Below are 25,984 nucleotides of genomic sequence, written 5' to 3'. Positions count from 1 at the left end.
CCGGTCCGCCGCCGGCTCGCGGGGCACCGCACGCCGCCTCCCCGCCGGCCTCCGGTTCGGCAGGTTCGGCGAGGGCGGCGGGTCCGGTGGGTTCCGCGCCGCCCGCGTCGGGGGTCGCACCGGTCACCAGGTCACCCCCAGCGCGGCGGCGGCCGCCACCCCGGAGCGGCAGCCGTCCTCGTGGAAGCCCCAGCCGTGGTAGGCCCCCGCGAACGCGACGACGGGACCGTTCAGTTCGGGAAGCCGACGCTGGGCGGCGACCGACTCGGGCGTGTAGACCGGGTGTTCGTAGACCATGCGGGCGAGGACGCGGTCCGGGTCGACGCGGTCCTCGCCGCCGAGTGTCACGACGAACGACTCCGGCGCGTCCAGGCGCTGGAGCCGGTTCATGTCGTAGCTGACCCGCACGCGGTCCGAGGCCGCCGTGCACGACGGCATGAGGTAGTTCCAGGCCGCGCGCGCCCCGCGGGCGCGGGGCAGCACGCTCGTGTCGGTGTGCAGGAGGGTCGCGTTGCGGGAGTAGCGGAACGCGCCCAGCACCTCCCGCTCCCCCTCCGACGGCTCGGCCAGCATCCGCAGTGCCTGGTCGGGGTGGACGGCGATCACCGCGGAGTCGTACGTCCCGGTGGTCCCGTCGGCCGTGGTGATCCCGACCCCGCCGCCCTGCCGGCGCACGGCGTGGACCGGCGCCGAGGTGTGGACCGCTTCGAGCTGCTTGGCCACGCGGTCCACGTACGAGCGGGAGCCGCCGGAGACCGTGCGCCACTGCGGCGAGTCGCCGACCGTCAGCATGCCGTGGTGGTCGAGGAACCTGAACAGGTAGGCGGCCGGGTACCGCTGGGCCGTCTCCGCGTCGCAGGACCACACCGCCGAGACGAGCGGTGTCATGAAGTGCGCGGTGAAGTAGGGCGAGAAGTCGTGCCGGGCGAGGAAGTCGCCCAGGGTCACGGTGTCGTCGGCGCCCTCCGCGAGCAGCCGGCGGGCCGCGCGGTGGAAGGCCGGCACCTCGGTGAGCATCCGCAGGTACGGTCCGCGCACCGCGCTCCGCGGGCGGGCGAACAGTCCGGCGGGGCCGCGCGCTCCCGCGTACTCGAGTCCGCAGCCCTCGCAGCGCACCGACATGCTCATCTCCGACTCCTGCGTGTCGACGCCCAGTTCGGCGAACAGGCGCAGCAGGTTCGGATACGTGCGGCGGTTGTGCACGATGAAGCCCGAGTCCACGCGGTGCACCCGGCCGTCGGACGAGGTCAGTTCGTGGGTGTGGGCGTGGCCGCCGAGCCGCTCGTCGGCCTCGTACAGGGAGACCCGGTGCCCGCCGCGGGCCAGCACGTACGCGGCGGTCAGACCCGCGACTCCGCCGCCCACGACGGCCGTACGCCGTGCCGGCCCGCGGTCCTCCCCCGGTGAACGCCCTTCCCGGTCCGCCGAGGCGTCCTGCACCGCTCGCGCCATCGCGCTTCCTCCCACATGTGTCGACCCGGAGCCCTGTCCCGACCTGGAGCTCTCGCAAGTACTCCGGAGCCGCGACGATCACGGATTGGCCGCGACCGGGTCTTACTCCGATCGGGTGAGAGACCAATCCGGCGGCGGCGGGGCCACGGATTCCCCATGTGAGCGACGACCGGAAAACCCCCAAGAGCCCAGAACACCCGGAGCACCCGGAAGATGCGGAATGCCCGGGGTTGCGGACTCCCTCGTCGCGCCCCGGCCGGGTCGAGCCGTGGAGCGGCCCCGCGGGGGTGGTACGGGGCTCCGGCGCCCGGAAGCGGCCGGTGCCGTGTCACGGAGCCTCCCCGACCACCGCGTTCGCCTCGGCGGTCGGGCCGGCGACTCCGCGGCACCGGCGTACGGGGGCCGTGCCGGTTCCGCTCGCGCTCTCGCGCGGGTGCCCGTCGACCGTGACGGGGACCGCGGGCACCCGCGACCCCTCGCGGCACCGCACGCGCCGCGAACCCTCGCGTGGCGGTTCCGGCCGGGGCGGGCGCCCTGGGTCGGCGCCCGGACACCTCGGGGAAGGCCGGGGCCGCCACTCACCTCCCGGACCTGCACCGGCCGGTCCGCTCGGACACGGCGCCGGCCCTCGCGCCCTGACCGTTCCCGCCGCGCCCGGGACCCGGCGGTCCGCCGGTTCCCGCCACGGGCGCCTTCGCCTTCACATCACGAGCCCATGACAGAGAAGCCGACCGAGGAGATTCCCATGAGCACCCCCCGCACCCAGAGCACGCCGCGTGTCCGTCGCACCGCCCTCGCACTCGCCGCCGCGGCACTGCTGCCGCTCTCGCTGGCGGCCTGTTCGGACGGCGACAAGGACAGCAAGGCCGCCGAGGCCACACCGGCCGCGGGAACATCGGCCTCGCAGAGCAAGGGCATGACGGACACGGACGAGCCGTTCGGCCCGGCCTGCGCCGCGGTGCCCGAGGACGGCGCCGGATCGTTCGACGGCATGGCCGACGACCCGGTCGCCACCGCCGCCTCCAACAACCCGGAGCTGTCGACCCTGGTGGCCGCCGTGAAGAAGGCCGGCCTGGTCGACACCCTCAACAACGCCGAGAACATCACGGTGTTCGCCCCCACCAACGACGCCTTCGCCAAGATCCCCAAGGCCGACCTGGACAAGGTCCTCGCCGACAAGGCCGCCCTGACCAAGATCCTCACCTACCACGTGGTCGGGGAGAAGCTGACGCCCGAGGACCTGGAGAACGGCACCTTCACCACCCTGGAGAAGTCCGAACTCACCACCGCCGGCTCCGGCGAGACGTACACCGTCAACGACTCCGCCAAGGTGGTCTGCGGCAACGTCAAGACCGCCAACGCCACCGTCCACATCGTCGACACCGTCCTGATGCCCAAGAGCTGACCCGCCACGCAGGCGCCCGTACCGCCCGGACCGGCGGCACGGGCGCCTCCGTACGTCCGCACGACATCGTGGGCCCCCGTAAGCCTCGTCCGCTCTCGCGGGCCCTCGTCGAGCAGGTGGGACGCGGCGCGGGCGGGCCGCTCAGGAGGCGCGCAGCCGCTTGTGGCCGAGCAGGGTCCGGTACCGCTCCCGCGCGGCGAACGCGCCGGGCGGCCACACGGCGGGGCGCCCGACCTCCGCGCACAGGTGCAGGACCAGGCCCTCCCCCGCCACGACGCCGACATGGGCACCCCAGGCGTCGTCCGCACGGTTGAACAGCGCGAGGTCCAGCGGTTCCGGCGTCCGCACCCGCACGCTGCGCTCCGTGTCGGCCCACAGGTCGCTCGACCGCCAGGCCGGGACATGGAGCCCGAAGTGCGCGAGCACCGCGTAGGCGAAGAGCTGGCAGTTGGCGCCCTCGGCGAGCCCCGGCCGCTCGGCGACCGACCGGGACCCGGGATACCGCCGCCCGACGTACGGCGTCGCCCAGAACTCCGCGGGCAGCCGCTCCGTCACCCGGTCCGCGCCCCCGCCCGGCTCCCGCACGCCCGCACCCGCCTCCGCCTCCGCCCCGCCTGCGTACGCCCCCTGCCGGGCCGCACCGCGCGCATGGTCGCCCGGGGACCGTCCGCTGTCCACCCGACATCACTCCCACCACTACACATAAGAAAGAAATAAGGGCAGAATGTACTTACGCGGCATTTACCGCAACCGCACCAGAGCGGTCAGGGCCGCGGAGACAAAGGAGTCGAGTCATGGCCAACGTCTCTCACACCAGCGGCGACATCGCCAGCCACCCCGATGTGCCGGAGATGCGGGATCGGTACGCCCGCATGCTCGACGGGCGCGACGTGGCGCTCGTGGACGGACCGGTGTTCCTGCTCGGTCTGTACTGCGCCGCGTCGCCGTGGATCCTCCACTACACGACGAGTCAGCCCGCGCTCGTGACGCACAACCTCATCATGGGAATCGCGATCGGCGTGCTGGCCCTGGGGTTCACCACCACACCGGCCCGGATGTACGGCCTGAGCTGGGCCATGTGCGCCATGGGAACGTGGATGATCATTTCGCCGTGGATCGTCGGCAGCAGCCCCGACGCGGGCGTCGTGCTCAACAGCATCATCATCGGCGCCCTGGCCGTGGTGCTGGGGTTCCTGTGCGCGACCGCATCCGCCAAGAGCACGTCGAAGACCTGACGGCCGAACCGTCGCCCCGGACGGCCCGGCCGGCGGTCGGGTGATCCGGGCCCGCGCAGCGGTGCCGCACCCTCGGGGCGCGGGGCCGGCTCCATGGCGAAGGGACCCGCAGGGCCCCTTCGCCTCCCCCTGCGTCCGCCCGGGCCGGGTCAGTCGCCGGGCACCAGCCAGGGCTCCTGCGGAAGCGGACTGCCGGTCTCCAGAAGGGACTTCAGGTTGGCCAGCACGGCCGGCCAGCCCGTGCCCACCTCGGCGGCGGCCGCCTCGTCGGCGAGGTCCTCGTGGGTCACCGTCAGCCGGACGATGCCGCCGTGCGGAAGGATGTCGAAGGTGACCCGGGAGCGCCTGCCCTCCCGCGCCTCCTCGCCGGGCTCAGCCCAGGTCGTCACCAGCCGGGTGGGGCGCTCGCTCTCCACGACGGTGCCGACCACGTCGGCGACGCCCGAACCGTCCGTGCGGCGGTGCTCCCACCGGGACCCCGGGCGCCAGTCCTGCGACACGTTGCTGTGCCCCCAGTACCGGGCGGTCAGATCCGCGTCCGTCAACGCGTCCCAGACCTTCTCGGGCGTACTCGCGATGTAGGTGACGTACACGAATGTCGGCCTGTCGCTCATGTCTTCCTCGGCTCGTCGCTTGAGTGCGCTCAGCGCGCGCAGGCGCGGGCGCTCGAACTTGTCGACCCACCGCTCCTGCATCTCGTGGAGCGGTACGGGGTTGAGGTAGTGCAGCTTCTCCCGGCCCCGCCGCACGGTGCCGACCAGATTGGCGGCCTCCAGGACGGCCAGGTGCTGGGTCACGGACTGCCGGGCCATGTCGACCTGCGCGCACAGCTCGCCCAGCGTCTGCCCGTTCCGCTCGTGGAGCCGGTCGAGCAGCCGGCGGCGTGTCCCGTCGGCCAGCGCCTTGAAGACACGGTCCGTCCCTGCTTCGTCGTCCGATCGCACACCCAAAGTTAGGCAGGCAATTGCCTGCATGTCAATCGCGGCCCCTCCACGCGGCCCGCGCCCGCCTCCCCCGCCCCGGGCGCACTCGCCCCCTCCCTCCCCGGCGGGGACCGGCCCCCTCGGCCGGGGCGCGGCCCGATATTCGCTGGCCGGAGGCGGTGCGTCGCGCCCACACTGTCGCGGTGAGCCGAACTTTCAGCGCGTGGGTGACATCGGGTGACGACTTCCTCGGGGCGGTGGGGCCCTTCGCCGTCGACGTGCCGTGGTGGTCCGAGGTGGAGCCCGTCGCACAGCGGCTCCAGCAGGCACTCGCAGTCCCGGTGTGGGTGGTGCGCCTGCTGTCCGTGGAGGACGGCGAGGGCGCGCGCGACGGGCATGTGACCTACCACGTCGAAGCGCTGGAACGGCCGCCGATGCTCCTCCAACTGCCCGCGGAACCCGGCCTGCCCGCCGGGGACGAGCCGCTGCGGGCACCCTGGGCGCGGGTCGAGGGCCTGCGCGCGCTGATCGGCTGGGCGACCGACACCCTGGCCGGCGCGGGCCGCCCGGTGACCGGCCCGGCGAGGCAGCGCCGCACCTGGAACCTGGCCGGGCTCCTGCAACTGCCCACCGGCGAGGGGCCGGTCTGGCTCAAGGCCACCCCGCACTTCGCGGCGGACGAGCCGGCCGTGATCGCCGCCTTCGCCCGGATCGACCCGGGGCTGGTGCCGCGGGTGCTCGGCTCCGCCGAGCGGCGGCTGCTGATGGAGCACATTCCCGGCGAGGACTGCTGGCAGGCGTCGGCCGGAACCGCCGCCTCGGGGGTACGCAGGTTCGTGGCCGCCCAGGCGGCGCTCGCGGCCCCATCCGGAGGGCACCCGGGCGCACCGCCTGCCGGCCTTCCGGACCGCCGCACGCCGGACATCACGGGAAGGGTCCGCGCCCTGCTCGCCGGGCCCGTCGGCGCGCAACTCACCGCCCACGAACTCGACACGGCACGGGAGTTGGTGGACCGCTGGGAGTCGCTGGACGCCTGCGGACTGCCGGACACGATCGTGCACGGCGACTTCCACCCCGGCAACTGGCGCAGCGACGGCGGCCCTCCGGTGGTGGTCGACTTCGCCGACGCACACTGGGGCAACCCGGTGCTGGACGGGCTGCGCCTGCACGCGTTCCTCCCCGAGAACGTACGCGCGGACGCGGCACGGGCGTGGACGGCCGCCTGGCTGGCGCACGTCCCTGAGAGCGATCCGGGCCGCGCCCTGGCCGTCGCCGAGCCCCTCGCGCCCCTCGTGTACGCGGTGCGCTACCAGGAGTTCCTGGACGGTATCGAACCGTCCGAGAGGGCCTACCACCAGGACGATCCCGTGACAGAGGTCCGCGAGGCCGTGCGCCGCGCGTCCGCCCCGGACCCGGAGCTCGCACGGCTGGGGCGCACCGTCGTGCGGTGAGCGGCCCCTGCGCGCTCTTGGCCTCCCGCCCCGCGCAGGGCACGATCACCCCATGGACAGCTCTCTGACACTCGCCCCGCCTCCGCACCTGCGGCTCGAAGGAGAAGGAGTTCACCTGCGCGAATGGTCCGAGGACGACATCCCCGCCCTGATCGAGCTGTACGACGACCCGGAGATCGCCCGCTGGACGCCCGTGGCCTCACCGTTCGACACGACGGCGGCCCAGGTCTACCTGGCCGAGGCGCTGGACGCCCGGGCGCAGGGCCGCAAGGTCCAACTGGCCATCACCACGGACGGGGTGGTGCCCCGGGGCGAGGTGCTGCTGTTCCGCAGCGGCGCCGACGAGCGCGATGTCGAGATCGCCTACGGGGTCGGCGCAGCCCACCGGGGGCTCGGTCTGGCGTCCCGCGCGGTCCGGCTGCTGGCCGCGTACGCCGTGCGGTACACGGGGGCCCGGCGCGTGGTCCTGTGCATCGAGGAGGCCAACGCCGCCAGCGCGGCCGTCGCCCGGGCCACCGGGTTCACCTTCACCGACGACGAGCCCGTGCTGCGCGCCTCCCGGGGCCGGGAGACAGCGCTGCGGACCTGGGCCCTGACGGGCGGCGCGGCCGGCTGACCGGCTAACCAGCCGGACGGCGCGCGGTCGCGTCCGGCCCCGGGCCGCCTGCCGGAGGGCGATCGGCACCGCCCGTGGGGCCGGTGCGGGCGGTCGGCATCGTGGCCGCTCTCATCGGATCGGCGCCCGCCAACGCCTTCGACGTGGCGGACACCGACGGCGTGGACCGGGTCGAGTGGCTGATCCGGATCGGGCTCGCGGCCCTCGGCGTCGCGGCCCTTGACGGGTCGAGGCCGGGCCGGCGCCGACCCCTGGGGTTCGGCGCCGTCGTGGAACGCGGGCTCCACGCACCCCTGTGTCGTGGAGCCCGTGCCCGGACCGGCGAAATCCCGTTGCGCCGGTCGGCACGGGCGGTTAGCTTCTGCGCGATTCACCTCGAACCCGGACCGTGACGGAGCCCCCTTGCCCCAGCGCATCACCGCCCTGACCGACCCCGAGCCCGGCGCGTCGAGCCGCCGGCTGGCCTGGCTCGCGTCCGACGACGAGGGGGTGCCCCTCGGGTCGGCGTTCCTGCGGCTGTTCACCAGGACGGGGCAGGAGCACCTCGCGGAACTCGAACTCGCCGTGCACCTCTCCGAGCGCAGGCAGGGCGTCGGCACCCGACTGCTGGAGGCGGCGGCGGCCGCGGCGCGGGCACAGGGACGCCGGTCCGTGCTCGCCCAGGCCGAGGACGGCTCCCCCGCCGACCTCTTCCTCGCCGCCCGGGGCTTCCGCCGGGTGCTGGCGCTGACGTACGCGCGGCTCTCCCTCGACGAGGCGGATCTCGAACGGATCGACGGGATCGTCGCGAGGCCGCACGGCGACTACCGCCTCGTCGAGTGGGACGGCACGGTGCCGGACCGGCTGGCCGCGGGATTCGCCGCGTCGCGGCGGGCGATGGACGACATGCCGATGGACGGCACCGACTACGGCACGGTCGTCTGGGACGTGGACCGGGTGGTCGCCGCCGCGGCGGCCGTCGCCGAGCGGGGGGAGCTGCTGCACACCGTCGCGGTGTCGACCGCGGACGGGACGATCGTCGGCTTCTCCGAGCTGGTCGTCCCGGGTGACGGCCGGGGCGACGCCCAGCACTACGGCACCGGGGTGCTGCCGGAGCACCGCGGTCACGGTCTCGGCCTGTGGATGAAGGCACGGTCCGTCCGGCGGGCCCGCGAACGCCACCCCGCACTCGGCGGGCTGCTCACCGACACGGCCGACAGCAACACGCACATGCGGGCCGTGAACGACACGCTCGGGTACCTGCCCACCCACAAGGCGGTCGAGTACCAGCTCGACCTGTGACCGGGCCGGAGGCGCCTCGGGCCGGGGCCGCGACACTGGCCCGAGGGCAGGAGCACTCCGTGCGTACGGGCTCCGGGGCGGGCGGACTCCGGAGCCCACGGGCTCCGGGCGGACGGCCCCCGCGCTCCGGGCCCGTTCCGCCCGGGCGGCCTAGGACGCCCCGTACACGTACGGCGTGGTCGTCGTGAGCGGCGCGAAACCGAGGCGCTGGAGGATCGGCCTGCTCTGGTCCGAGGCGTCGACCTGCAGGTACCGGTAGCCCCGGTCGGCCGCGACCCTGGCCCGGTACGCCACCAGGGCACGGTAGATTCCGCGCCCGCGCCAGGCCTCGACGGTGCCGCCGCCCCAGAGGCCGGCGAACCGCGTCCCGGGCGTGAACTCCATACGGGCCGAACTGACCGGCACGTCACCGGCGACGGCCACCACGGCCACGACGGTGTCGGGATCGCCGGAGAGCTGGGCCAGGAGCTGGTGCCTGAGCCGGGAGCCGTCGGTGCCGAAGGCCTGTTCGTGGACGTCGACGACGAGGTCGACGCCGGCGCGGTCGGTGACGAGCCGCAGTTCGACGCCGGGCGGCGGTTCCGCGTCGAGTTCCGCTCCGCCGACCTCGGCGATCATCAGTGTCTCCTCGGGCTCGGGCGTGAACCCGGCCGCGCGGAGCCTGCGCCCGAGGTCGTGCGGCCGGTCGTGCCCGTACAGCTTCCATTCGAACTCGCGGCCGAGAGCGGTGAAATGGCGGACCTGGGCGGCGATGGCCTCGTCCGCGTCCTCGTCCGTGAGGTCCGACCAGAGGACCCCGTTCCAGCCCTGCTCGGAATCGACGTGCCGCACCACCCCGCCGACCCGTTCCACCACGGCGTCGGGACTGTAGGGCGACGCCCCCTCGCGCATGTCCCGGTCGAACAGAGCCAGTACCGCTGAGTGATCCATGCGGCCACTCCAGCATCCGCGGCGCGCACGGGCAACGGAGTTTCGGGGCGCGCAGGCACCCGGCCCGGAATCAGGCCTTGGGACGGCGGCCGCTGCGGCGCGGGGCGGGCTCGGCGCCGTCGAGGAGTCGGAGGCGGCGCTCCCTCCGCCGAGGGACTCGACCGGGACGACGATCCGGCGCAGCGCGTCCGCGGTGGTACGGCACTCCTCGTCGCTGAGCGGCGCGGCCACGAAGGCGCCACTGAGTCGTTCGGAGTCAAATCATGAGGGTGGCGTGCGGTCGCCGGGCCGGACGGGAACACTGCCGGGCGGACAGGACGGCACCCGGTCCCGGCACGGGCGGGGTCCCGGCGCAGGACCTCCACGACGGAAGGACGGGCGACACCATGGTGAACGAGGCCGAGTTGAAGCATCTGCGCCGCTGTGTGGAGCTGGCGGCGGAGGCGCTGGAGGCCGGGGACGAGCCGTTCGGTTCCGTGCTGGTGGGCGGGGACGGAACCGTGCTGGCCGAGGACCACAACCGGGTGGCCTCGGGCGACCGCACGCGTCACCCCGAGTTCGAACTGGCCCGCTGGGCGGCGGCGCACCTGGCTCCCGGGGAGCGGGCCTCGGCGACCGTCTACACCTCGGGCGAGCACTGCCCGATGTGCGCGGCAGCGCATGGCTGGGTCGGCCTCGGCCGAATCGTGTACGTGGCCTCCTCCGACCAACTGGGCACCTGGCTCGCCGAGTTGGGCGTACCCGTGGGGCCGGTGCGGGCGCTGCCGATCAACGAGGTGGCACCCGACGTGGTCGTGGAGGGCCCGGTGCCCGGCCTGTCCGACGAGGTGCGCTCACTGCACCGGCGCTTCCACCGCGCCGAAGCCTGAACCGGCGATCCCGAGGCGTGTCGCCGAGGGCGGTGGCGCTGACCGGAGGTTGCGGCGGTGACCGGAGGTTGTGGCGGTGACCGGAGGTTGCGGCGGTGGCGGTCCCCGAAGGCGACGGCGGTGGCGGGAGCGCGTTGCGCGGCGGGCCTCAGCCGAGTTCGAGCGTGGTCACTCCGTAGACGCGCTCCGTCGCGTACGGCCGGACCGGACCCGTGTACATCCTGGCCGTCTCGAACGACGGGAGGAGTCCGTGCGCCTCGGCGAGCGCGGCACCCGCCGTGTTGGTCTCCGGCACGTCGATCGCCACCTCCCGGCCGTCGGCCGTGGAGGCCAGCGCGGCGAACAGCGCCTCGGCGTCCTCCGGCGTGTCGGCGAACAGCGGGCCGATCCGCAGCCGGCCGAGCGCGGGCCGGACCACGCCGTAGCCGGTGATCCGCCCGCCCCGGTCGCGGACGAAGGCCCGGTGCCCGGGCGCGCCGAGCCACCGCCGGACGAACGTCGGCCGGTCGGCGGGGTGGCAGCGGCCGTCGTACGAGGTGATCGCCGCGAGGTCGGCCGCGACGGCGGGCCGCACTCCGGTGCCGGGGGCGCCCGCGCCGGAGGGTGTCCCCCGGTGGCGGAAGGTCTTGTGGGCGAGCCCGAACCCGGAGCGGCGGTAGTTCGGCTGCTGCGCGACCACTCCGTCGAGCCCGACGGTCCGGCCGCCCGCGTGGGCGAGTGCCGTCGTCCACGTGGTGATCCCGTAGCCGCGGCCACGCACGTCGGGGCGAACCAGGTAGCACCCCAGGAAGGCGTACTCGGCACCGTGGTTGACGACGGAGATCGCCGAGACGGGCTCGCCGTCGACCCTTCCGAGGAAGAAGCCCTCGGGGTCCTGGGCGAAGAAGCAGCCGCCGTCCGAGTCCCCCGGATCCCACCCCTCGTCGGCCGCCCATCCCCTGATCACGGGCCACTCGTCGAGTGATGCCCGGGTGACGACGAGGCCGTCGGGGCCCGCTGCGGTCATCGGTGCGCTCCATCCGCCGGGAGGGACTGCGTGCGGTGGTCGGCCGCACCCCGGCATCCTTCCCGACGATCCGCGCGGGGGAACGGAGGCGAGGGGGTGCGTCGGAGCGGGCCCGTCGCGCGCCCCTCGGGAGGGGCTCGCGCGCGTGTGCCGGACCGTGGGCCGGCCGTCCTGACGCCGTGGGCCGACACCGCCGGCACAGCACCATCGGCACGGCACGGCACGGCACGGCACGGCACGGCACGGCACCCGAGGGTTCTCCGATCCCGAGGGCGTGGGCCGGGTCTCCCGAGGCGTCGCCCCGCGGCCGGACCGGCGGCCCGCACCCTCACCGAGCAGCCCCGGGCACGCTCGGCCGCCGAGCGGCCCGACTTCCGCCGGGGCGCGGAGAATAGGGCATCCGGCGCCGGGCCGCTCGCCGGGAGGCGTGCTCCGGGGTGCCCCCTTATCGTGATCCGGGGGGAATCCCCGGCCTCGGGCCGGGGCGCTCCGGGAGGCCGTCATGCTGTCCACGCATCATCGCCGGGCTTTCACCGGCGCCGTGACACTGGCCCTGATGGGAGCCGGGCTCCCGTCGATGGCGTACGCCGCCGACGGCCCCGACCTGTCCCGCTTCTACGACCAGAGGATCCGCTGGTCCGCCTGCGACGGCGAGAACCTGCCCGCGGGAATGCAGTGCGGCAGGGTGACCGTCCCGATCGACTACGCGAAGCCGGACGGCGGGACGCTCGACCTGGCCATGGCCAGAATCCGGGCGACGGGCGACTCGAGGGGCTCGGTGCTCCTCAACTTCGGCGGTCCCGGCGGGCCGGGGGTCGGTGAACTCGCTTCCGGCAGCAAGGAGTTCATGGGCCTGACCGACGGCTACGACGTGGTGACCTTCGATCCGCGGGGCGTGGGCCGGAGTTCACCGGTGAGCTGCGGCGAAGGCACGTACGAGGTCATGGAGGCGATGGACCCCGACGCCGACGGCAAGGACGACGACCCGGCGGACGAACTGGAGCTGCTGCGTGAGGCCGCCGCCGAGTGCGCGGCGGCCTCCGGACCCGTGCTGCCCCACATAGGCACGGTGAACGCCTCGCGCGACCTGGACGTGATGCGAGACGCGCTGGGCGACAAGAAGCTCAACTACCTCGGCTTCTCCTACGGGACGCGGCTGGGCGCGGTGTACGCCTCCCAGTTCCCCGATCGGACGGGCCGGTTCGTCCTCGACGGTGTGGACACCCTCACCGAACCGCTCAGCGAGCAGGGCATCGCCGGTGCGCGGGGCCAGCAGACGGCCCTGGACAGCTTCCTCACCTGGTGCACCGACGACATCAACTGCGCCTTCGGCCAGGACGCGCGCACGGCGCGCGAGGACGTGGTCCGGCTGGTGAGGGCGCTCGACGAGGACCCGGTGCCCACCGACTTCGGCGAGCGCTTCTCCGGCCAGGACCTGGTCGGCGCCATGGGTCAGGCCCTCTACAGCAAGGAGTTGTGGCCGACGCTGTCGCAGGCGCTCTCCTCGCTGGTCCAGGACGGCGACACCGCGGGCGTCATGCGGTTCTCCTCCGGCGGCTTCTCTCTGCCCGGCGTGGGCCCGCGCGCCGGGGACGACGAGGGCGACCTGGTCGACGAGGGCGACGTCCCGTCCGACAACCTGCCGGCCGCGCTGATCGCGGTGAACTGCGCGGACGACCCGGACCGGCCCAGCGCGAAGCAGATCACCGAGAACCTCGCGGGTCTGCGCAAGGCCTACCGCAAGGCGTCGCCGGTGTTCGGCGAGTACCGGCTCACCCAGGTGCTGATGTGCTACGGCCGGCCCAAGGGCACCACGTACATCCGGGACGAGGTGCGCGACGTCGACACCTCGAAGATGCTGCTCGTCGGTACGCGCGGCGACCCCGCGACCCCGTACCGCTGGACGACGGAGACCGCCGAGCGGCTCGGCTCCTCGGCGGTGGTTCTCGACAACAAGGGCGAGGGCCACACCGGGTACGCGTCCTCGAAGTGCGTGCACCGGAAGGTCGACGACTTCCTGCTCTACGGAACCCTGCCGCACGACGGGAGTTCCTGCGGTACGGAGGAGTGACCGGCCCGACGGGACGGACGCGCGGGCGGGCACCCCGGACCCGGGGGTCCCGCGGGCGGCGGACCCCCGGGTCCGGGGCCCGCGGGACCCGCCGTGGGCCGCACGCCCGGGAGCCGTCAGAAGTCGACCGGGTCCCGCACGATCGGGCACGTCATGCAGTGGCCCCCGCCGCGTCCGCGCCCGAGTTCGGCGCCGACGATCGTGATGACCTCCACACCCGCCTTCCGCAGCAGCGCGTTGGTCTGGGTGTTGCGGTCGTAGGTGAAGACCACGCCGGGCTCCAGCGCGACGGCGTTGTTGCCGCTGTCCCACTGCTGCCGTTCGGAGGCGTAGACGTCCCCGCCCGTCTCCACGACCCGCAGCGCGCCGAGCCCGAGGGCCTGCGCCACCACGTCCACGAACGGGCGGGACCCCTCGTCGGTGAGTTCGAGGCCGGGAGCCCTGTCCGCCGGCCGCAGGGAGAAGGTGTGGACCCGGTCCATGATCGTCGGATACAGGGTCACCAGGTCCCGGTCCGCGAAGGTGAAGACGGTGTCCAGGTGCATCGCCGACCGCAGTCTGGGCATCCCCGCGACGATGACGTGCTCGGCCGCCCCGTTCTCGAAGAGCGCGGCGGCGACCTGGGTGATCGCCTGCCGGGAGGTGCGCTCGCTCATGCCCATGAGAACGACCCCGTTTCCCACGGGCATGATGTCGCCGCCCTCGAACGTGGCCTGCCCCCAGTCCTTCTCGGGGTCCCCCCACCACACGGTGGAACCCGCGTAGTCCGGGTGGAAGGTGTAGATCGCCTTCATCAGGAGCGTCTCGTCGTGCCGGGCGGGCCAGTAGAGCGGATTGAGCGTGAGCCCTCCGTAGAGCCAGCAGGTGGTGTCCCGCGTGTAGAGGGTGTTCGGCAGCGGCGGCATCAGGTACTCGCGCGCGCCGGTCGATTCGCGGGCCAGCGCCACGTACCCTTCGCGGAACTCGTCGGGCAGGTCCGTGGTGGCCAGGCCGCCGATCAGGTGCTCGGCCAGCCCGCGGGGTGCCAGGGACTCCAGGAACGCCCGGGTGTCGTCCATCAGCCCGAGGCCGACCTCGTTCGCCGTGATCTTGCGGTCGAGGAGCCAGTCCCTCGCCTCGGGCCGGGCCACGGTCTCGGTGAGCAGGTCGTGCAGTTCGACGACGTCGACGCCGCGCCCACGCAGCTCGCCGACGAAGTCGGCGTGGTCGCGCTGGGCGTTCTCCACCCACATGACGTCGTCGAAGAGCAGGTCGTCCGAGTTGGTGGGCGTGAGCCTGCGGTGGGCGAGCCCGGGGGCGCAGACCAGCACCTTGCGCAGTCTGCCGACCTCGGAGTGGACGCCGTACGCGGGCCCGGGCGTGGTGTCTTGGCTGGTCACGGTCTGCCCTTCCAGGAATCGGCGGTACGGGAATCGGCGGTACGGCCCCGAGCGGGTCCGGTGCGGGCGCTCACAGGCTGATCCAGCCGACGGCGAGCGCGACCACGCCGAGCACGGCCCCGACGACCGAGACGGCGAGGATGACGAGTTCGGCGGGTGAGAACAGCCGTCTGCCCTGCTCGCGACGCGCCATCACGAACAGGACGCTGGCGGGCGCGTAGATGATGAACGAGACGAGGAGGAACCTCGGGCCCGCCGCGTAGAGGAGGAACGCGGTGTAGAGCGTCGCCACGAGCGCGATCGGCAGGTCGGCGCGGCCGGCGCCGCCGGAGCGCGCGACCTTCACCGCGAAGGCGGCGGCGAGCAGGAACGGGATGAGGGTGAGGGCGCTGGTCAGGTCGAGCGCGAAGTTGAACGCGTCGTCCGAGAACAGGGTGACGACCAGCACGATCTGGGTCAGCACGGTGGTCATGACCAGGGCCGGTACGGGCACGTCGGCCTTGGTGGCGCGCCGCAGGAAGCGCGGCATGTCGTCGTCCTTGGCCGCGACGAAGAGGACCTCGGCCGCCATCAGGGTCCAGGCGAGGTACGCGCCGAGGACGGAGACGATCAGTCCGACGCTGACGAACACCTGGCCCCAGTTGCCGACGGCGGCCTCCAGCACCCCGGCCATCGACGGCTGCCTCAGCTCGGCGATCTCGCCCATCGGCAGGATGCCGTACGACACGATGGTGACCGAGGCGAAGACGGCGAAGACGCTCAGGAAGCCGAGGACGGTCGCCCGGCCGACGTCCTCGCGGCGCTTGGCGTGCCGGGAGTAGACGCTCGCGCCCTCGACACCGAGGAACACGAAGACCGTGGCCAGCATGGTGCCCTTGACCTGCTCGAACAGCGAACCGGCGTAGTCGGCGCCGGCGAAGTTGTCGGCGAACACCTGGGGCTTGAGGCAGAACAGGGCGATCAGGACGAAGACGAGGATGGGCACGACCTTGGCGACCGTGACGATCCGGTTGATGGCCGCGGCCTCCTTCACGCCCCGGCTGATGAGCAGGAAGAACGCCCACAGGCCCACCGACGAGAGCACCACCGCGAGCACGGTGTCGCCGTCGCCGAGCGCCGGGGCGACGGCCCCGATGGTGGACATGATGAGCACCCAGTACGTCACGTTGCCGACGCAGGCGCTGGCCCAGTAGCCGAACGCGGAGAAGAAGCCGAGGTACTCGCCGAAGCCCGCCTTGGCGTACGCGTAGACACCTGCGTCGAGGTCGGGTCTGCGCAGGGCGAGCCGCTGGAACACGAAGGCGAGCATCAGCATGCCCGTGCCCGCGACCGTCCACGCGATGAGCGCTCCGGCGACACCCGTCTCCTGGCCGAAGCGCTGGGGAAGCGAGAAGACCCCGGCCCCGACCATCGAGCCGACGACCATCGTGGTCAGAGTGGGCAGGGTCAGCTTGGCGGCGGGAGCCGGGGAGCCTGCTGCGGTGTCGGCCTGGGTCATGTACGTCCTTGGGCACGGCAGGGAGGTGTACGACGCGACTGTCCGCGACGGTAACAGCGAAATGCCCCTTTTGCCGGGACGGGTTCCCCCGAATGCCCGCGCCCCGTTTCGGTCCTATCGTGCTGGTATGGAGCATGCACTGAGCCCGCACACCCTCACTGAACTCCGTCGGCCCCGGCCCTACCCGGCCGTGTCGGTCCTGACCCCGACCCACCGCCGCGAGCCCGACAACGCACAGGACCCGGTCCGGCTGCGCAACGTGGTGTCGGAGGCGCGCAGGCAGATCGAGGCCGATCCCGCCGTCACCCGGGAGCGGAAGGCGGACGTCGTCGCCCAACTGGAGCTCGCGCTCGCGGAGGTGGACCTGGCGCACGCGGAGGACGGCCTCGCGATCTTCGCCGCCCCCGGCGAGCACCAGGTGTGGTCGCTCGCCCGGACCGTACCGGAACGGGTCGTCCTGTCGGACACGTTCCTCACCCGCAACCTGGTGGCGGCGCAGGCGGCGGAGCGCCCCTTCTGGGTGCTCGCGGTCTCCGCGGACCGGATCTCGCTGTGGAGCGGCGCCGGTGTCCCCGGGCACGTGAGCGAGTCCTCGAAGGCGGGCTTCCCGCTGGAGCGGAGCCTGGTGGACCCGGACGCCGAACGGCAGGAGCGGATCGGCGACCTGCCCAGCACCTTCCGCGACGAGCAGACGCGCCACTTCCTGCGGGAGGGCGACACCGCCCTCGCCCAGGTACTGGCCGCCGACCCGCGGCCGGTGTACGTCACGGGGGTGCAGAACGCGCTGGCCTGCCTGGCGGAGCTCGGCACCGTCACCAAGGACGCCGTCCACGTCCCGTACGGCGGACTCGCGCACGCGGGCGCCGACACCGTATGGCAGGCGGTTCGTCCGCTGGTCGAGTCCGCGGACCTGCGGGCCGTCGACGGCGTGACGCGCGAACTCGACGCGGCCCGGGGCCGCAAGGACTTCGCGGCGGGCGTGGACGAGGTGTGGCAGAACGCCAACGACGGCCGCGTCCGGCTGCTCGCCGTGGAGGAGAACTACCGCGTGACCGTGCGCGACGACGGCGGCGACCACCTCGTGCCCGCCGCCGGCGGCCACCTCGACGCGCGCGAGGACATCGTGGACGAGATCGTCGAACGGTGCCTGGACACGGGCGCGGACGTCCGCTTCGTACCGGACGGCACGCTGGAATCGGCGCAGGGCATCGCCGGGGTGCTGCGCTACTGAACCCGCGCCGCGCGTCCTCGCGCGGGATGCGCTTCGCGGGCGCGCCGGACCTGGCGGGCCGGATCTGGCGGGCCGTCACGACAGGTGCGCACGGCGGTGCCAGGGTGTGCGGGCATGGGCGACGCGCGCTCGCGACGGGCGCCACGGCGGTGCGGGCGTGGGAGGCGGGTGACCGCGGCTGGCCTCACGGCTGCGCGGCGGGGACGAGCCGTCGCACGGCGGGAACGAGCCGTCGCACGGCGGGAACGAGCCGTCGCACGGCGGGGACGAGCGCGTGCGCGGCATCCGGGGAACAGTCGCTCCGCTCGGGGAGGGCGTTCCGGGTGCCCGCCGTGGACCTGACGAGCGCGCGGGCCGGGTCGCGTGCCTCGGACCGACACCGGGGCGGGCGGGGCGCCCCCGGGCGGGCCGCGCCGGAGTGCCACGTGCGCATTTTCGGCATAGCGTTCATTTCGCCCGGCGAAAGAGGGCGTCACCCGTCACCCACCGCATGACGAGCGAGGTCAGGACCCGATGAACACAACGCAGCCCCGCGACCCCCGCCGGCCGGGCAGGACCCGTACGGCTGCCGTCACCGCGGCCGTGTGCGTCGCCGCTCTCGGCGCGGCGGTCCTGACGTCGTGCAGCAGCGACAGCGACTCCGGTTCGTCGACCGGCGAACGCCCGACGCCCCCCGAAACGGCCTCGTTCAGCGGTACCGCGCCGTCCGCGCTGGAGTCGCTGCGCGAATCGGGACGCGCGGCCGTCTCCGCGGCGGCGTCCTCGGCCTCGGCCGCGGCGTCCTCCTTCGAGGCGTCCGTGTCGGCCGAGGTGGAGCGCGCGAACAAGGCGGCCCAGAGCCAACTGGCGGACGTCGACGGCAAGGGCAACGCGACCTCCGACGTCTCCCTGACCGGCAAGCCCCGGTCCCAGACGAGCGGGCTGCTGGCCGTCGTCGTGAACATCACCAACAGCACCGACGAGGCGGCCTCGTACGCCGTGCAGGTCGACTTCCTCGACGACTCCGGCAAGGTGATGGAGACCCGCTTCGTCGGAGCCGAGGACCTCGCGCCCGGCGAACGCGCCCAGCCCCTCGCCATCAGCCGCAAGCCGGCCGACCCGCCGCTGACCGCCAAGGTGGCCAAGGCACAGCGGTACTGACGCGCCGGCGGACCGCGCCCTGCCGCTCACGGCGCGATTCCGGGCGGCCTTCCGGGTGGTGCCGGGCGGCGGGCTTCCGGGCGGCGCAAGGCAGCGGGCTTCCGGGGGGGGGCGGTGGCGCCCGGTCCGGTCACGCCGCCCAGGGGTCGGTCGACGAGCGGTGGGCGGCCGCGTACTCGTCCGCTACACCGAAGACGGCGCCGCAGGGCGGGCATTCCGCCCGGCCGAAGAGGTGGGCGATCCCGTCGGCCAGCACGCTCTGCCCGTCGCGGACGGCGGTCCCGTACATCCACCGACCGGTGCCGGACAGATCCTCGGGAGCCGCCGGACGCAGGTCGCGGCGGTCCACGTCACCCAGGTGCCAGTCCCGGATCGCCGAGTAGCGCCCGTGGTCGCCGATGGCGATCGTCACCGCCACGGCGCACTGCGGGCAGGCGACCCCGTAGAAGTCGTCCGAGAAGTCCCCGAGCACGGCGCTCCAGTGGTACTGCCCGTCGGCGGCGAGCAGATCGCAGAAGGCCGGGAGGTAGGCGTCGGGCCGCGACCGCAGATGCGCGTCCAGCAGCTCGCGGAACCGGGCGACGGCACCGGCACAGCCCGCCAGCAGGTCGTCGCAGCCGTGGGCCCCCGCCGCGCACCGCACGATCTCCCCGGCCAGCCTCCGGGCCCATGCGCTCCGCGACGCGAGGCGGACCAGGGCGGGCAGCGCGACGAAACTGGCGGCGAACACCATGTCGCCCTCCAGGACGAGCCGGTGGCCCAGCTCCCGCCACACCTCCGCGTCGTCCTCGCGCTCGACCCGCGCCAGAAGGTCCGGGACGCGGTCGACGTCCCCGTAACAGTCGTACATCCCGGCCCAGTTCACCACGCGGGCATTCAACCGCACCGCGGTCGCCCGGGGCGATTCCCGAGGTCCGGCAACCGGCCGTCCGACGGTGGACGGAGCCTGCCGCCCGCCGCCCATTGACTTGTCGCAAGCCTTGACGCACCCTGTTGAGACAAGGCTTGCGACAAGGGGCAATGATGTCGACCCTCACCTCGAAGGACGAGCAGCCGGAGCGTCCGGCCGATCTCGAACGGGCCCGGCTGTGGCTGACCGGGCACGGCCTGCCCGACGTCCCGCCGACCGCCCTGCTGGCGAAGCGGCTGGCCGTCCGGCAGAACACGCGCCTGGCGAGTCAGATCCTGCTGGCCGTGTTCATCGTCGCGCTCGCCCTCGTCTACACCGTCGGCGGACCCCTCGAAGACGCCTCCGGGGCGAACGGCCCCTACCCGTACCGGCCGCTGCTGCTTCTCGCGCTGCTGGTGGCGGCGTTCGTGTCCGCCCAAGCACTGCTGGACCGGCGGGTGCGCCACGTCGACCGGCAGGCCGCCGCCGGCTTGCGGCGCCGGGCGGCCCACCCCGTCCACCTCGGCTGGCGCGCCGTGCTCGGACCTGCCCGCGCCGCACTCGCGGCCACCACGTTCGCGTGCGCGATCGCGCTGACCGCCGGCGCCCTGGCCGCGTCGGCACCCGGCGTCCGGTACGCGGCGGGCGTCCTGCTCGTCGGGCTGTGCGCAGCGGCCGCCGTCACGGCCGTCCAGCTCCGCCATGTCCTCACGAGCCCGGCCGTGGCCGACGACGAGCCCGCGCTGACCGCCGACGCCCTCCTGCGGATCGAGGACGCCCGGGAGGTCACCGCGCCCACCATGGTGTGGTGCATGCCCTGGTACATCCCCTCCGCCTCGATGGCCGGCACCGCAGTCGTCTGGTGGAACGTCGCGTGGTTCGCCCTCATCGCAGGCGGCGCCGTCACGCTCGTACTGATCACCCTGCGGACCGCGCGGGGCGCCGCGCTCGCACGGCGCGGCACGACCCGGCACGGGCGGCCGGCAGACCTGTGATCGTCATCGACCCGGCCTCCGCCGTCCCGCCGTTCGAGCAGATCCGCGCCCAGCTCGCCCGGCAGATCCAGGACCGTACGCTCGCCGTGGGGACCCGGCTGCCGACCATCCGCCGCCTCGCCGCGGACCTGGGCCTGGCCGCCAACACCGTCGGCCGGGCCTACCGGGAGCTGGAGGAGGCGGGACTGATCGAAACCCGCCGGGCGGCAGGTTCCTTCGTGTCCGCGGCCGGCGAGAACGGGCGCGCAGTGGCACACCGCGCCGCCGCCGAGTACGCCGCCATCGTCGCCGGTGTCGGCATCGGCCCCGACGAGGCCCTGCGCATCGTGCAGGCCGTCCTGGCCCGCGACACCGCGGCGGCACCCTCCGCGGCCCCCTCCCCGACGCGCTGACCGGCCGCCGTCCCGCGCGGCCGCCCCGGCCGGAACCGGCGCGGAACCGGAGCGGAACCGGAGCGGATTCCCGCCCGGAAGGCCGATGAGTCCGGCGCCGCCGAACGGTCTGCCCCCTTGAACGCCCACCACGACCCCGCGGAGAGGTACTCGTCCCATGAGCAAGGTGGTTCTGCACGTCACCCTGTCGCTCGACGGCTTCATGGCAGGTCCGGACATCAGCGTCGAGCACCCCATGGGCCGGGGCGGACTGCGCCTGCACGACTGGATCCTGAACACACCGGCGGACGGTGTCGACAGCGCCGTGACACGCGAGGTCTCGGACTCGACAGGTGCCGTGGTGCTGGGCAGACGGACGTTCGACGTGGGTGTCGGGGTCTGGCGGGACACCCCGTTCCCGGTGCCGTGCCTCGTGCTCACGCACCACGCCCTGGGCCCGCGCACGATGAGGAGCGGGACCTTCACCTTCGTCACCGACGGTCTGCGGAGCGCCCTCCGGCAGGCGAAATCCGCGGCCGACGGCAAGGACGTGGCGCTGATGGGCGCCGACACCGCGCAGCAGGCCATCGGCGCGGGACTCGTCGACGAGATCAACCTCCAGATCGCGCCGGTGCTCCTGGGCGACGGACGCCGGCTGTTCGAACATCTGGGACCGGAGCGTCTCGAACTGGAACGGACCAGAGTCCTCGCCTCGCCGCACGTGACACATCTGCGCTTCCGGGTGCCGCGCACCCCGAGCGCCGACGGGACACCCCCGGGGCCATGACCCCGGAACCCGAAGTCCACGGCCGGCAGGCGGCAGGCGAAGAGCCGCGCCCAGCCGACGGCCCGCGAGGGGTGGGGAACCGGCGCGGCCTCAGTCCCCGCCGCCCCCACCGCCGCAACCGCTTCCCGAGTCGCCCGAGTCCGATCCCCAACCCGAGTCGTCGTCCAGGGCCTTGCCCATACGGACCAGAAGCCGGCCGAGACCGCTGGGAAGGGGAGCCGCGTCCATGACGCCCCGTCGGACCGGGCCCGGCCCGAGCACTGCGGGTCCGTCGAGCAGGTACGCGGGCACGCTCCCGGCCCGCACGACCGCCTCCAACTGCCGCCTGCCCTCGCGGGTCGGCCTGAGCCGCGGGCGCCTCACCAGGCCCCGGGCGGCGAGTCGACGACCGATCTCATCGACCTCGGGCGAGTGCCGCATCAGCTGCCGGGCGGCCGCGACGCTCCTTCCGCCGGCGCCGGCGCACGCCTCGACCAGGGCGCGTTCGACCGGATGGCCGGCCCGCCCGCCGTCCACGGCACGCACCCGCGAGGCACGCACCACCAGGAGTCCACGCTCCGAGAGCGCGATGATCGCGCTGTCCACCACGCGCTGCACCCCGCCCGCCAGGAAGGCGACGTCGTACGTGTCGAGTGCTCCGGCGCCTTCCCCCGCCCCGGTCCCGCGCAAGTCAGTCCCCATGCCCGCTCCCCCTCCGGATGCGTCCCCTGCCCCTGAATGTCGCCCCGCGTGGCTGCGCGCAACCGCAGGACCGGCGTCTTCAGAGGTTCTGCTGAGCATTCCCGCCTGCGTCCGCCTTCCGTGCGACCGGCGGGGCCCCTGGTGCGACACGGCCTTCGGACCGCCTCCGACTCGCGGGACCGTCCTGGGCCGGGCACGACGAAGGGCCCGTACGGCCGAAGCCGTACGAGCCCTCGCGGATCGCGGTCGCGGTCAGATCACGCCCTGCTCCAGCATCGCGCCGACGACGCGCTCGAAGCCCGCGATGTTCGCACCGCTGACGTAGTCGCCCGCGACGCCGTAGCGCTCGGCGGTCTCGTGGCAGTCGGCGTGGATGCCGTTCATGATGTGGGTCAGCTCCTCCTCGACCCGCTCCCGCGACCACGAGGTGCGGGCGTGGTTCTGGCTCATCTCCAGCGCGCTGACCGCGACACCGCCCGCGTTGGCCGCCTTGCCGGGGCCGAAGGCGACGCCCGCCTCTTGGAAGAGGTGGACCGCGTCCGGGGTGGTGGGCATGTTGGCACCCTCGGAGACCGCCTTGACCCCGTTGCCGATCAGGGTCGCCGCCGAGGCCGCGTCCAGTTCGTTCTGGGTCGCCGAGGGCAGCGCGACATCGCCCGGCACGTCCCAGACGTTGCCGTTCGCGACGAACCGCGCCGACGCGCCGCGCCGGGCCGCGTAGTCGGAGACCCGGCCGCGCTCGACCTCCTTGACCTGCTTGAGCAGCTCGACGTCGATGCCCTTCTCGTCGACGACGTAACCGCCCGAGTCGGAGCAGGTCACGGCGTTGGCGCCGAGCGCCGCGAGCTTCTCGACGGTGTAGATCGCGACATTGCCGGAACCGGACACGACGGCGGTCTGGCCCTCCAGGTCCTCACCGCGCTCGCGCAGCATGGCGGCGGCGAACAGGACGTTGCCGTAGCCGGTCGCCTCCGGCCGGATCAGCGAGCCGCCCCAGTGCCTGCCCTTGCCGGTGAGGACACCGGCCTCCCAGCGGTTGGTGATGCGCCGGTACTGGCCGAACAGGTAGCCGATCTCCCGGCCGCCCACGCCGATGTCACCCGCCGGCACGTCCGTGTGCTCGCCGATGTGCCGGTACAGCTCCGTCATGAACGACTGGCAGAACCGCATGACCTCGGCGTCCGACCTGCCGCGCGGGTCGAAGTCGCTGCCGCCCTTGCCGCCGCCGATCCCGAGGCCGGTCAGGGCGTTCTTGAAGATCTGCTCGAAGCCGAGGAACTTCACGATGCCCAGGTTCACCGACGGATGGAACCGCAGACCGCCCTTGTACGGACCGAGCGCGCTGTTGAACTCCACGCGGAAACCGCGGTTGACGTGGACCTTGCCGTGGTCGTCCTGCCACGGGACGCGGAAGATGATCTGCCGCTCGGGCTCGACCAGGCGTTCGACGAGGGCCGCGTCCGCGTACTCCGGGTGCTGCGCGAGGACCGGAGCGAGGCTTTCGAGCACCTCGTGCGCGGCCTGGTGGAACTCGGGCTGCGCCGGGTTGCGCCGCTCGATGTCGGCGAGCAAGGACGCGATACGGCTCTTCGTGTCAGGTCGGGTCACCTGGGGTCCCTTCAGACGGGGGTTGCCGGCACGGCCGACCGGGGTCGGTCCGGCCGCGTGGTTCACGGCGGCGTCGGCACGGGGGCCGGTCGCACCCCCGCACGGGCGCACGCCCGGACCCCGGCGCTTACGGTACGACCGGCGGAGATGCGTTCGGCGCCGTTGCCGTCGCGCAGACCAGTGGAGCCCCCGCCCGAAGGCGGAAAACCATCCCCACAGTGTTACTCCTGAGTTTCGGCCGCGTTACGTGATTCTGCGAACATGTGACGTGGATCGCTCCACCTGCAGAGATCGCCTCCACACCGTAGCGCCGGCGGTTCTTCGTATACGGAGTTGTCCGCTCCACGAGACGGCGCGCCTCCGGTCCGCACTCCACCCGATCGGCCGTTTCGGACATAGGGAACGGGCCGCCCCCGGGATGCCGGGCACCGACCGCGACGGTTCGGAGCCGCCGACGATCGCGAGACCCGGAGTGGGCCCGAATGCGTACAGTCCGCGCACGTGTCGTACGCGACCAGGAGTTGCAGCGCACGCTCGGCTCCTTCCAGGTGTTCGCGATCTCGTTGGCGTTCAGCTCCGTGGCGGTCGGCGTCTTCGCGACGTACGACGAGGTACTGGTGACCGCGCGGCAGGTCGGGATCCGGCTCTGGATCGTGGCGGCGGCGGGGCAGAGCGGCAGACCCTGGCGGCGCTGGTGGTCGCCTTCGCGGCGCGCGTCCCGCTCAGCGGCTCCTCCTGACAGTGGGCCTCGCGCTGCCAGTGGGCCTCGCGGCCGGCCGGGCCGAAGGCCGGCCGGGGGTGCGGCCGGCTGGCCTTCCGCCATCTCGCGATCAGTGATCACGAGTGGCGCGCGTCTCCGTCGTGATCGTGGCCGGGCCGCCGGTCGGGGGCGCGCTCCTCTTCCTCGCGATGCTGAGGTTCGACCGCCAAGCACCGGAGACGGACCCCGGGGAGGCGGGCGCCTTCAGCGAGAAGTGAGGCGCGACCGGCCGTGTCCGCGCCCGACACCATCCCCCGGCACCCGCGCGGGCGCGAACGCCTGTCAGCCCTCCGGGGCCCCGCGCACCTCAAGGGCCTCGCGTATCTGCCGGTGCGTCACCTTGTGGGCGACACGGGCGGAGAGGCGCTCCAGCTCGGGGTGGCCGAGGCGGTGCGGGAGGCGGCCCAGAGCGCGTACGGCGGTGCCGGTCAGCGACGTTCTGGAGGGTGGGCGCTCGACCAGGGCGCCCAGTGCGCGGATGGTCGCGGGATCCGGCGGAAGCAGGGAGAGCAGCCAGGCGAGTCCGGCGAGCGCGGGAAGGTTGTACGGGTCGTACGCGCCGTCGGTGCCGCCTCCGCCCTCCGCGGCGACCTCCAGCCAGGGTGTAGCCGTGTCACGGACCCGCTCGCGGCCGAGCGGGTCGGCGAGGACCAGTGCGCGGCGGTCCCAGGCGCGGGTGGGACGGCCCACCGGCGCCCGCAGAGCGTGCTCGACGACGGCGTGCCAGGGCCCGCCCGGTGCGGGCGGCACGTCGAGGACGGCGAGATCGGCGAGATCGGCGAGATCGGCGAGAACACAATCGGCCCAGGGTTCGCCGGCGTTGAGCACGGGGCCGTGAAGCCGGCCGAGCACGGGCTCCATGCACTCCGGCCGCCACGACTCCTTCGCGGACCGTCGGAGCAGACCGATCACCTCGTCGGACAGCGGCCTGCCCGCGTCGAGCAGCGCCCAAGCGCACGTCCACATCTCGTCGTCCACCTGGGAGTACCAGTACCGGCGCGCCTTCTCCCTGAGCAGGGCGTCCCACGCCTCGCACCAGGAGGGGTCGGCGAAGCCGTCCGCGACCGCGGCCAGCAGCACCAGCGCGTGCCTCCGGGCGTCGGGGCCGCCGCGGGTCGTGGTCATGTGCCCGGCGAACGAACGGGCCAGCACCCTGCGGTCGGCCTCCGGCAGGCCGCGCAGCACGGTCATCACGCCAAAACCCTCGTCGCACCAGCCCTCGGGGAAGAGCAGTGCGCGCGACAGCGTGGCGAGGTCGCCCGCGCCCGCGAGGCCCAGGACGTGCTCCACGCGTTCCGGTGGCTCCCAAGGGGATGTCACGAAGTCCATGGCACCGACGGTAGGGGCCGCCACTGACAACGCAGTCGCGGTCGGCCCGGCGGTGCGCGGTGACGCGGGCCCGCCGC

Annotated in this window: 24 protein-coding genes and 2 pseudogenes; 14 read left to right on the top strand and 12 right to left on the bottom strand. The window is 73.6% G+C overall.

What is annotated here, in order from left to right; all coding sequences use genetic code 11:
* Nucleotides 1-123 precede the first annotated feature (123 nt).
* Nucleotides 124-1,452, bottom strand: coding sequence for an NAD(P)/FAD-dependent oxidoreductase (locus tag IE265_RS14255; RefSeq protein WP_190035885.1), 1,329 nt, complete (start codon nt 1,450-1,452; stop codon nt 124-126).
* 745 nt (nt 1,453-2,197) lie between these two features.
* Here IE265_RS14255 and IE265_RS14250 point away from each other — a divergent pair.
* The gene (locus tag IE265_RS14250; RefSeq protein ID WP_190035884.1) at nt 2,198-2,857 is read left to right on the top strand and encodes a fasciclin domain-containing protein; all 660 of its coding nucleotides are present in this window, start codon (nt 2,198-2,200) and stop codon (nt 2,855-2,857) included.
* Nucleotides 2,858-2,998: 141 nt separating this feature from the next.
* Here the strand turns inward: IE265_RS14250 and IE265_RS14245 are convergent, their stop codons facing one another.
* Nucleotides 2,999-3,535: a hydrolase gene (locus IE265_RS14245; RefSeq protein WP_229916180.1), complete on the bottom strand. Its 537-nt coding sequence runs from the start codon at nt 3,533-3,535 to the stop codon at nt 2,999-3,001.
* A gap of 116 nt (nt 3,536-3,651) precedes the next feature.
* On the opposite strand from IE265_RS14245, the gene IE265_RS14240 reads away from it, so the two are divergent.
* Nucleotides 3,652-4,092 carry an SPW repeat protein gene (locus tag IE265_RS14240; protein WP_190035883.1) on the top strand — a complete coding sequence of 147 codons (441 nt, stop codon included), beginning with the start codon at nt 3,652-3,654 and terminating at the stop codon, nt 4,090-4,092.
* A gap of 149 nt (nt 4,093-4,241) precedes the next feature.
* Here the strand turns inward: IE265_RS14240 and IE265_RS14235 are convergent, their stop codons facing one another.
* Nucleotides 4,242-5,036 carry an ArsR/SmtB family transcription factor gene (locus tag IE265_RS14235; protein ID WP_229916179.1) on the bottom strand — a complete coding sequence of 265 codons (795 nt, stop codon included), beginning with the start codon at nt 5,034-5,036 and terminating at the stop codon, nt 4,242-4,244.
* Between the two features lie 182 nt (nt 5,037-5,218).
* Here IE265_RS14235 and IE265_RS14230 point away from each other — a divergent pair, with 182 nt between their 5' ends.
* The 4 genes and pseudogenes from IE265_RS14230 to IE265_RS14215 all read left to right on the top strand — a co-directional run bounded on the left by IE265_RS14230 (nt 5,219) and on the right by IE265_RS14215 (nt 8,363).
* Nucleotides 5,219-6,466 (top strand): aminoglycoside phosphotransferase family protein, encoded by a 1,248-nt coding sequence (locus tag IE265_RS14230; protein ID WP_229916178.1) that lies wholly within the window; start codon nt 5,219-5,221, stop codon nt 6,464-6,466.
* Nucleotides 6,467-6,518: 52 nt separating this feature from the next.
* On the top strand, nt 6,519-7,082 hold the full coding sequence (locus tag IE265_RS14225; RefSeq protein ID WP_190035881.1) for a GNAT family N-acetyltransferase: 564 nt from the start codon (nt 6,519-6,521) through the stop codon (nt 7,080-7,082).
* 92 nt (nt 7,083-7,174) lie between these two features.
* Nucleotides 7,175-7,324, top strand: a pseudogene (locus IE265_RS14220) (GlsB/YeaQ/YmgE family stress response membrane protein); the annotation flags it as partial.
* Nucleotides 7,325-7,484: 160 nt separating this feature from the next.
* The gene (locus tag IE265_RS14215; RefSeq protein WP_190035880.1) at nt 7,485-8,363 is read left to right on the top strand and encodes a GNAT family N-acetyltransferase; all 879 of its coding nucleotides are present in this window, start codon (nt 7,485-7,487) and stop codon (nt 8,361-8,363) included.
* A 150-nt stretch (nt 8,364-8,513) separates the two neighbouring features.
* On the opposite strand, the gene IE265_RS14210 is transcribed toward IE265_RS14215, so the two are convergent.
* Nucleotides 8,514-9,293, bottom strand: a complete 780-nt coding sequence (locus tag IE265_RS14210; RefSeq protein WP_190035879.1) for a GNAT family N-acetyltransferase — start codon at nt 9,291-9,293, stop codon at nt 8,514-8,516.
* 70 nt (nt 9,294-9,363) lie between these two features.
* A pseudogene (locus IE265_RS38345) lies at nt 9,364-9,530 on the bottom strand (MarR family winged helix-turn-helix transcriptional regulator); the annotation flags it as partial.
* A 149-nt stretch (nt 9,531-9,679) separates the two neighbouring features.
* Here IE265_RS38345 and IE265_RS14205 point away from each other — a divergent pair.
* Complete coding sequence (locus IE265_RS14205; RefSeq protein WP_190035878.1) at nt 9,680-10,162, top strand: nucleoside deaminase; 483 nt, start codon at nt 9,680-9,682, stop codon at nt 10,160-10,162.
* 148 nt (nt 10,163-10,310) lie between these two features.
* Here the strand turns inward: IE265_RS14205 and IE265_RS14200 are convergent, their stop codons facing one another.
* Nucleotides 10,311-11,168, bottom strand: coding sequence for a GNAT family N-acetyltransferase (locus IE265_RS14200; RefSeq protein ID WP_190035877.1), 858 nt, complete (start codon nt 11,166-11,168; stop codon nt 10,311-10,313).
* A 502-nt stretch (nt 11,169-11,670) separates the two neighbouring features.
* On the opposite strand from IE265_RS14200, the gene IE265_RS14195 reads away from it, so the two are divergent.
* The gene (locus IE265_RS14195; RefSeq protein ID WP_190035876.1) at nt 11,671-13,239 is read left to right on the top strand and encodes an alpha/beta hydrolase; all 1,569 of its coding nucleotides are present in this window, start codon (nt 11,671-11,673) and stop codon (nt 13,237-13,239) included.
* Between the two features lie 116 nt (nt 13,240-13,355).
* On the opposite strand, the gene IE265_RS14190 is transcribed toward IE265_RS14195, so the two are convergent.
* Complete coding sequence (locus IE265_RS14190; RefSeq protein ID WP_190035875.1) at nt 13,356-14,618, bottom strand: arginine deiminase; 1,263 nt, start codon at nt 14,616-14,618, stop codon at nt 13,356-13,358.
* A gap of 70 nt (nt 14,619-14,688) precedes the next feature.
* Complete coding sequence (locus tag IE265_RS14185; protein ID WP_190035874.1) at nt 14,689-16,116, bottom strand: basic amino acid/polyamine antiporter; 1,428 nt, start codon at nt 16,114-16,116, stop codon at nt 14,689-14,691.
* A 127-nt stretch (nt 16,117-16,243) separates the two neighbouring features.
* Here IE265_RS14185 and IE265_RS14180 point away from each other — a divergent pair, with 127 nt between their 5' ends.
* Together IE265_RS14180 and IE265_RS14175 are read left to right on the top strand one after the other, a co-directional pair.
* The gene (locus IE265_RS14180; RefSeq protein WP_190035873.1) at nt 16,244-17,347 is read left to right on the top strand and encodes a baeRF3 domain-containing protein; all 1,104 of its coding nucleotides are present in this window, start codon (nt 16,244-16,246) and stop codon (nt 17,345-17,347) included.
* Between the two features lie 513 nt (nt 17,348-17,860).
* On the top strand, nt 17,861-18,487 hold the full coding sequence (locus tag IE265_RS14175; protein ID WP_190035872.1) for a hypothetical protein: 627 nt from the start codon (nt 17,861-17,863) through the stop codon (nt 18,485-18,487).
* Nucleotides 18,488-18,617: 130 nt separating this feature from the next.
* Here the strand turns inward: IE265_RS14175 and IE265_RS14170 are convergent, their stop codons facing one another.
* Nucleotides 18,618-19,355: a hypothetical protein gene (locus IE265_RS14170; protein ID WP_190035871.1), complete on the bottom strand. Its 738-nt coding sequence runs from the start codon at nt 19,353-19,355 to the stop codon at nt 18,618-18,620.
* 155 nt (nt 19,356-19,510) lie between these two features.
* On the opposite strand from IE265_RS14170, the gene IE265_RS14165 reads away from it, so the two are divergent.
* The 3 genes from IE265_RS14165 to IE265_RS14155 all read left to right on the top strand — a co-directional run bounded on the left by IE265_RS14165 (nt 19,511) and on the right by IE265_RS14155 (nt 21,529).
* Complete coding sequence (locus IE265_RS14165; protein WP_190035870.1) at nt 19,511-20,371, top strand: hypothetical protein; 861 nt, start codon at nt 19,511-19,513, stop codon at nt 20,369-20,371.
* A complete protein-coding gene (locus IE265_RS14160; protein WP_190035869.1) occupies nt 20,368-20,763 on the top strand; it encodes a GntR family transcriptional regulator in 396 nt (131 codons plus the stop codon). Before IE265_RS14165 ends, IE265_RS14160 begins: the two co-directional genes overlap by 4 nt.
* 157 nt (nt 20,764-20,920) lie before the next feature.
* The gene (locus IE265_RS14155; protein ID WP_190035868.1) at nt 20,921-21,529 is read left to right on the top strand and encodes a dihydrofolate reductase family protein; all 609 of its coding nucleotides are present in this window, start codon (nt 20,921-20,923) and stop codon (nt 21,527-21,529) included.
* 90 nt (nt 21,530-21,619) lie between these two features.
* Here IE265_RS14155 and IE265_RS14150 read toward each other — a convergent pair whose 3' ends face one another.
* Nucleotides 21,620-22,210, bottom strand: coding sequence for a TIGR04222 domain-containing membrane protein (locus IE265_RS14150; protein WP_190035867.1), 591 nt, complete (start codon nt 22,208-22,210; stop codon nt 21,620-21,622).
* 252 nt (nt 22,211-22,462) lie between these two features.
* Nucleotides 22,463-23,818, bottom strand: coding sequence for an NADP-specific glutamate dehydrogenase (gene gdhA / locus IE265_RS14145; RefSeq protein WP_190035866.1), 1,356 nt, complete (start codon nt 23,816-23,818; stop codon nt 22,463-22,465).
* 843 nt (nt 23,819-24,661) lie between these two features.
* Between gdhA and IE265_RS38975 the strand changes: the two genes are divergently transcribed.
* Nucleotides 24,662-24,796 (top strand): hypothetical protein, encoded by a 135-nt coding sequence (locus IE265_RS38975; protein WP_268255793.1) that lies wholly within the window; start codon nt 24,662-24,664, stop codon nt 24,794-24,796.
* Between the two features lie 64 nt (nt 24,797-24,860).
* Here IE265_RS38975 and IE265_RS14140 read toward each other — a convergent pair whose 3' ends face one another.
* Nucleotides 24,861-25,907, bottom strand: coding sequence for a hypothetical protein (locus IE265_RS14140; protein WP_190035865.1), 1,047 nt, complete (start codon nt 25,905-25,907; stop codon nt 24,861-24,863).
* Nucleotides 25,908-25,984 lie beyond the last annotated feature (77 nt).

This window comes from Streptomyces fructofermentans (assembly GCF_014651055.1).
Classification (GTDB): domain Bacteria; phylum Actinomycetota; class Actinomycetes; order Streptomycetales; family Streptomycetaceae; genus Streptomyces; species Streptomyces fructofermentans.
The sequence above is the reverse complement of the archived record's forward strand: the minus strand, read 5'-3'. Positions and strand labels throughout refer to the sequence as shown.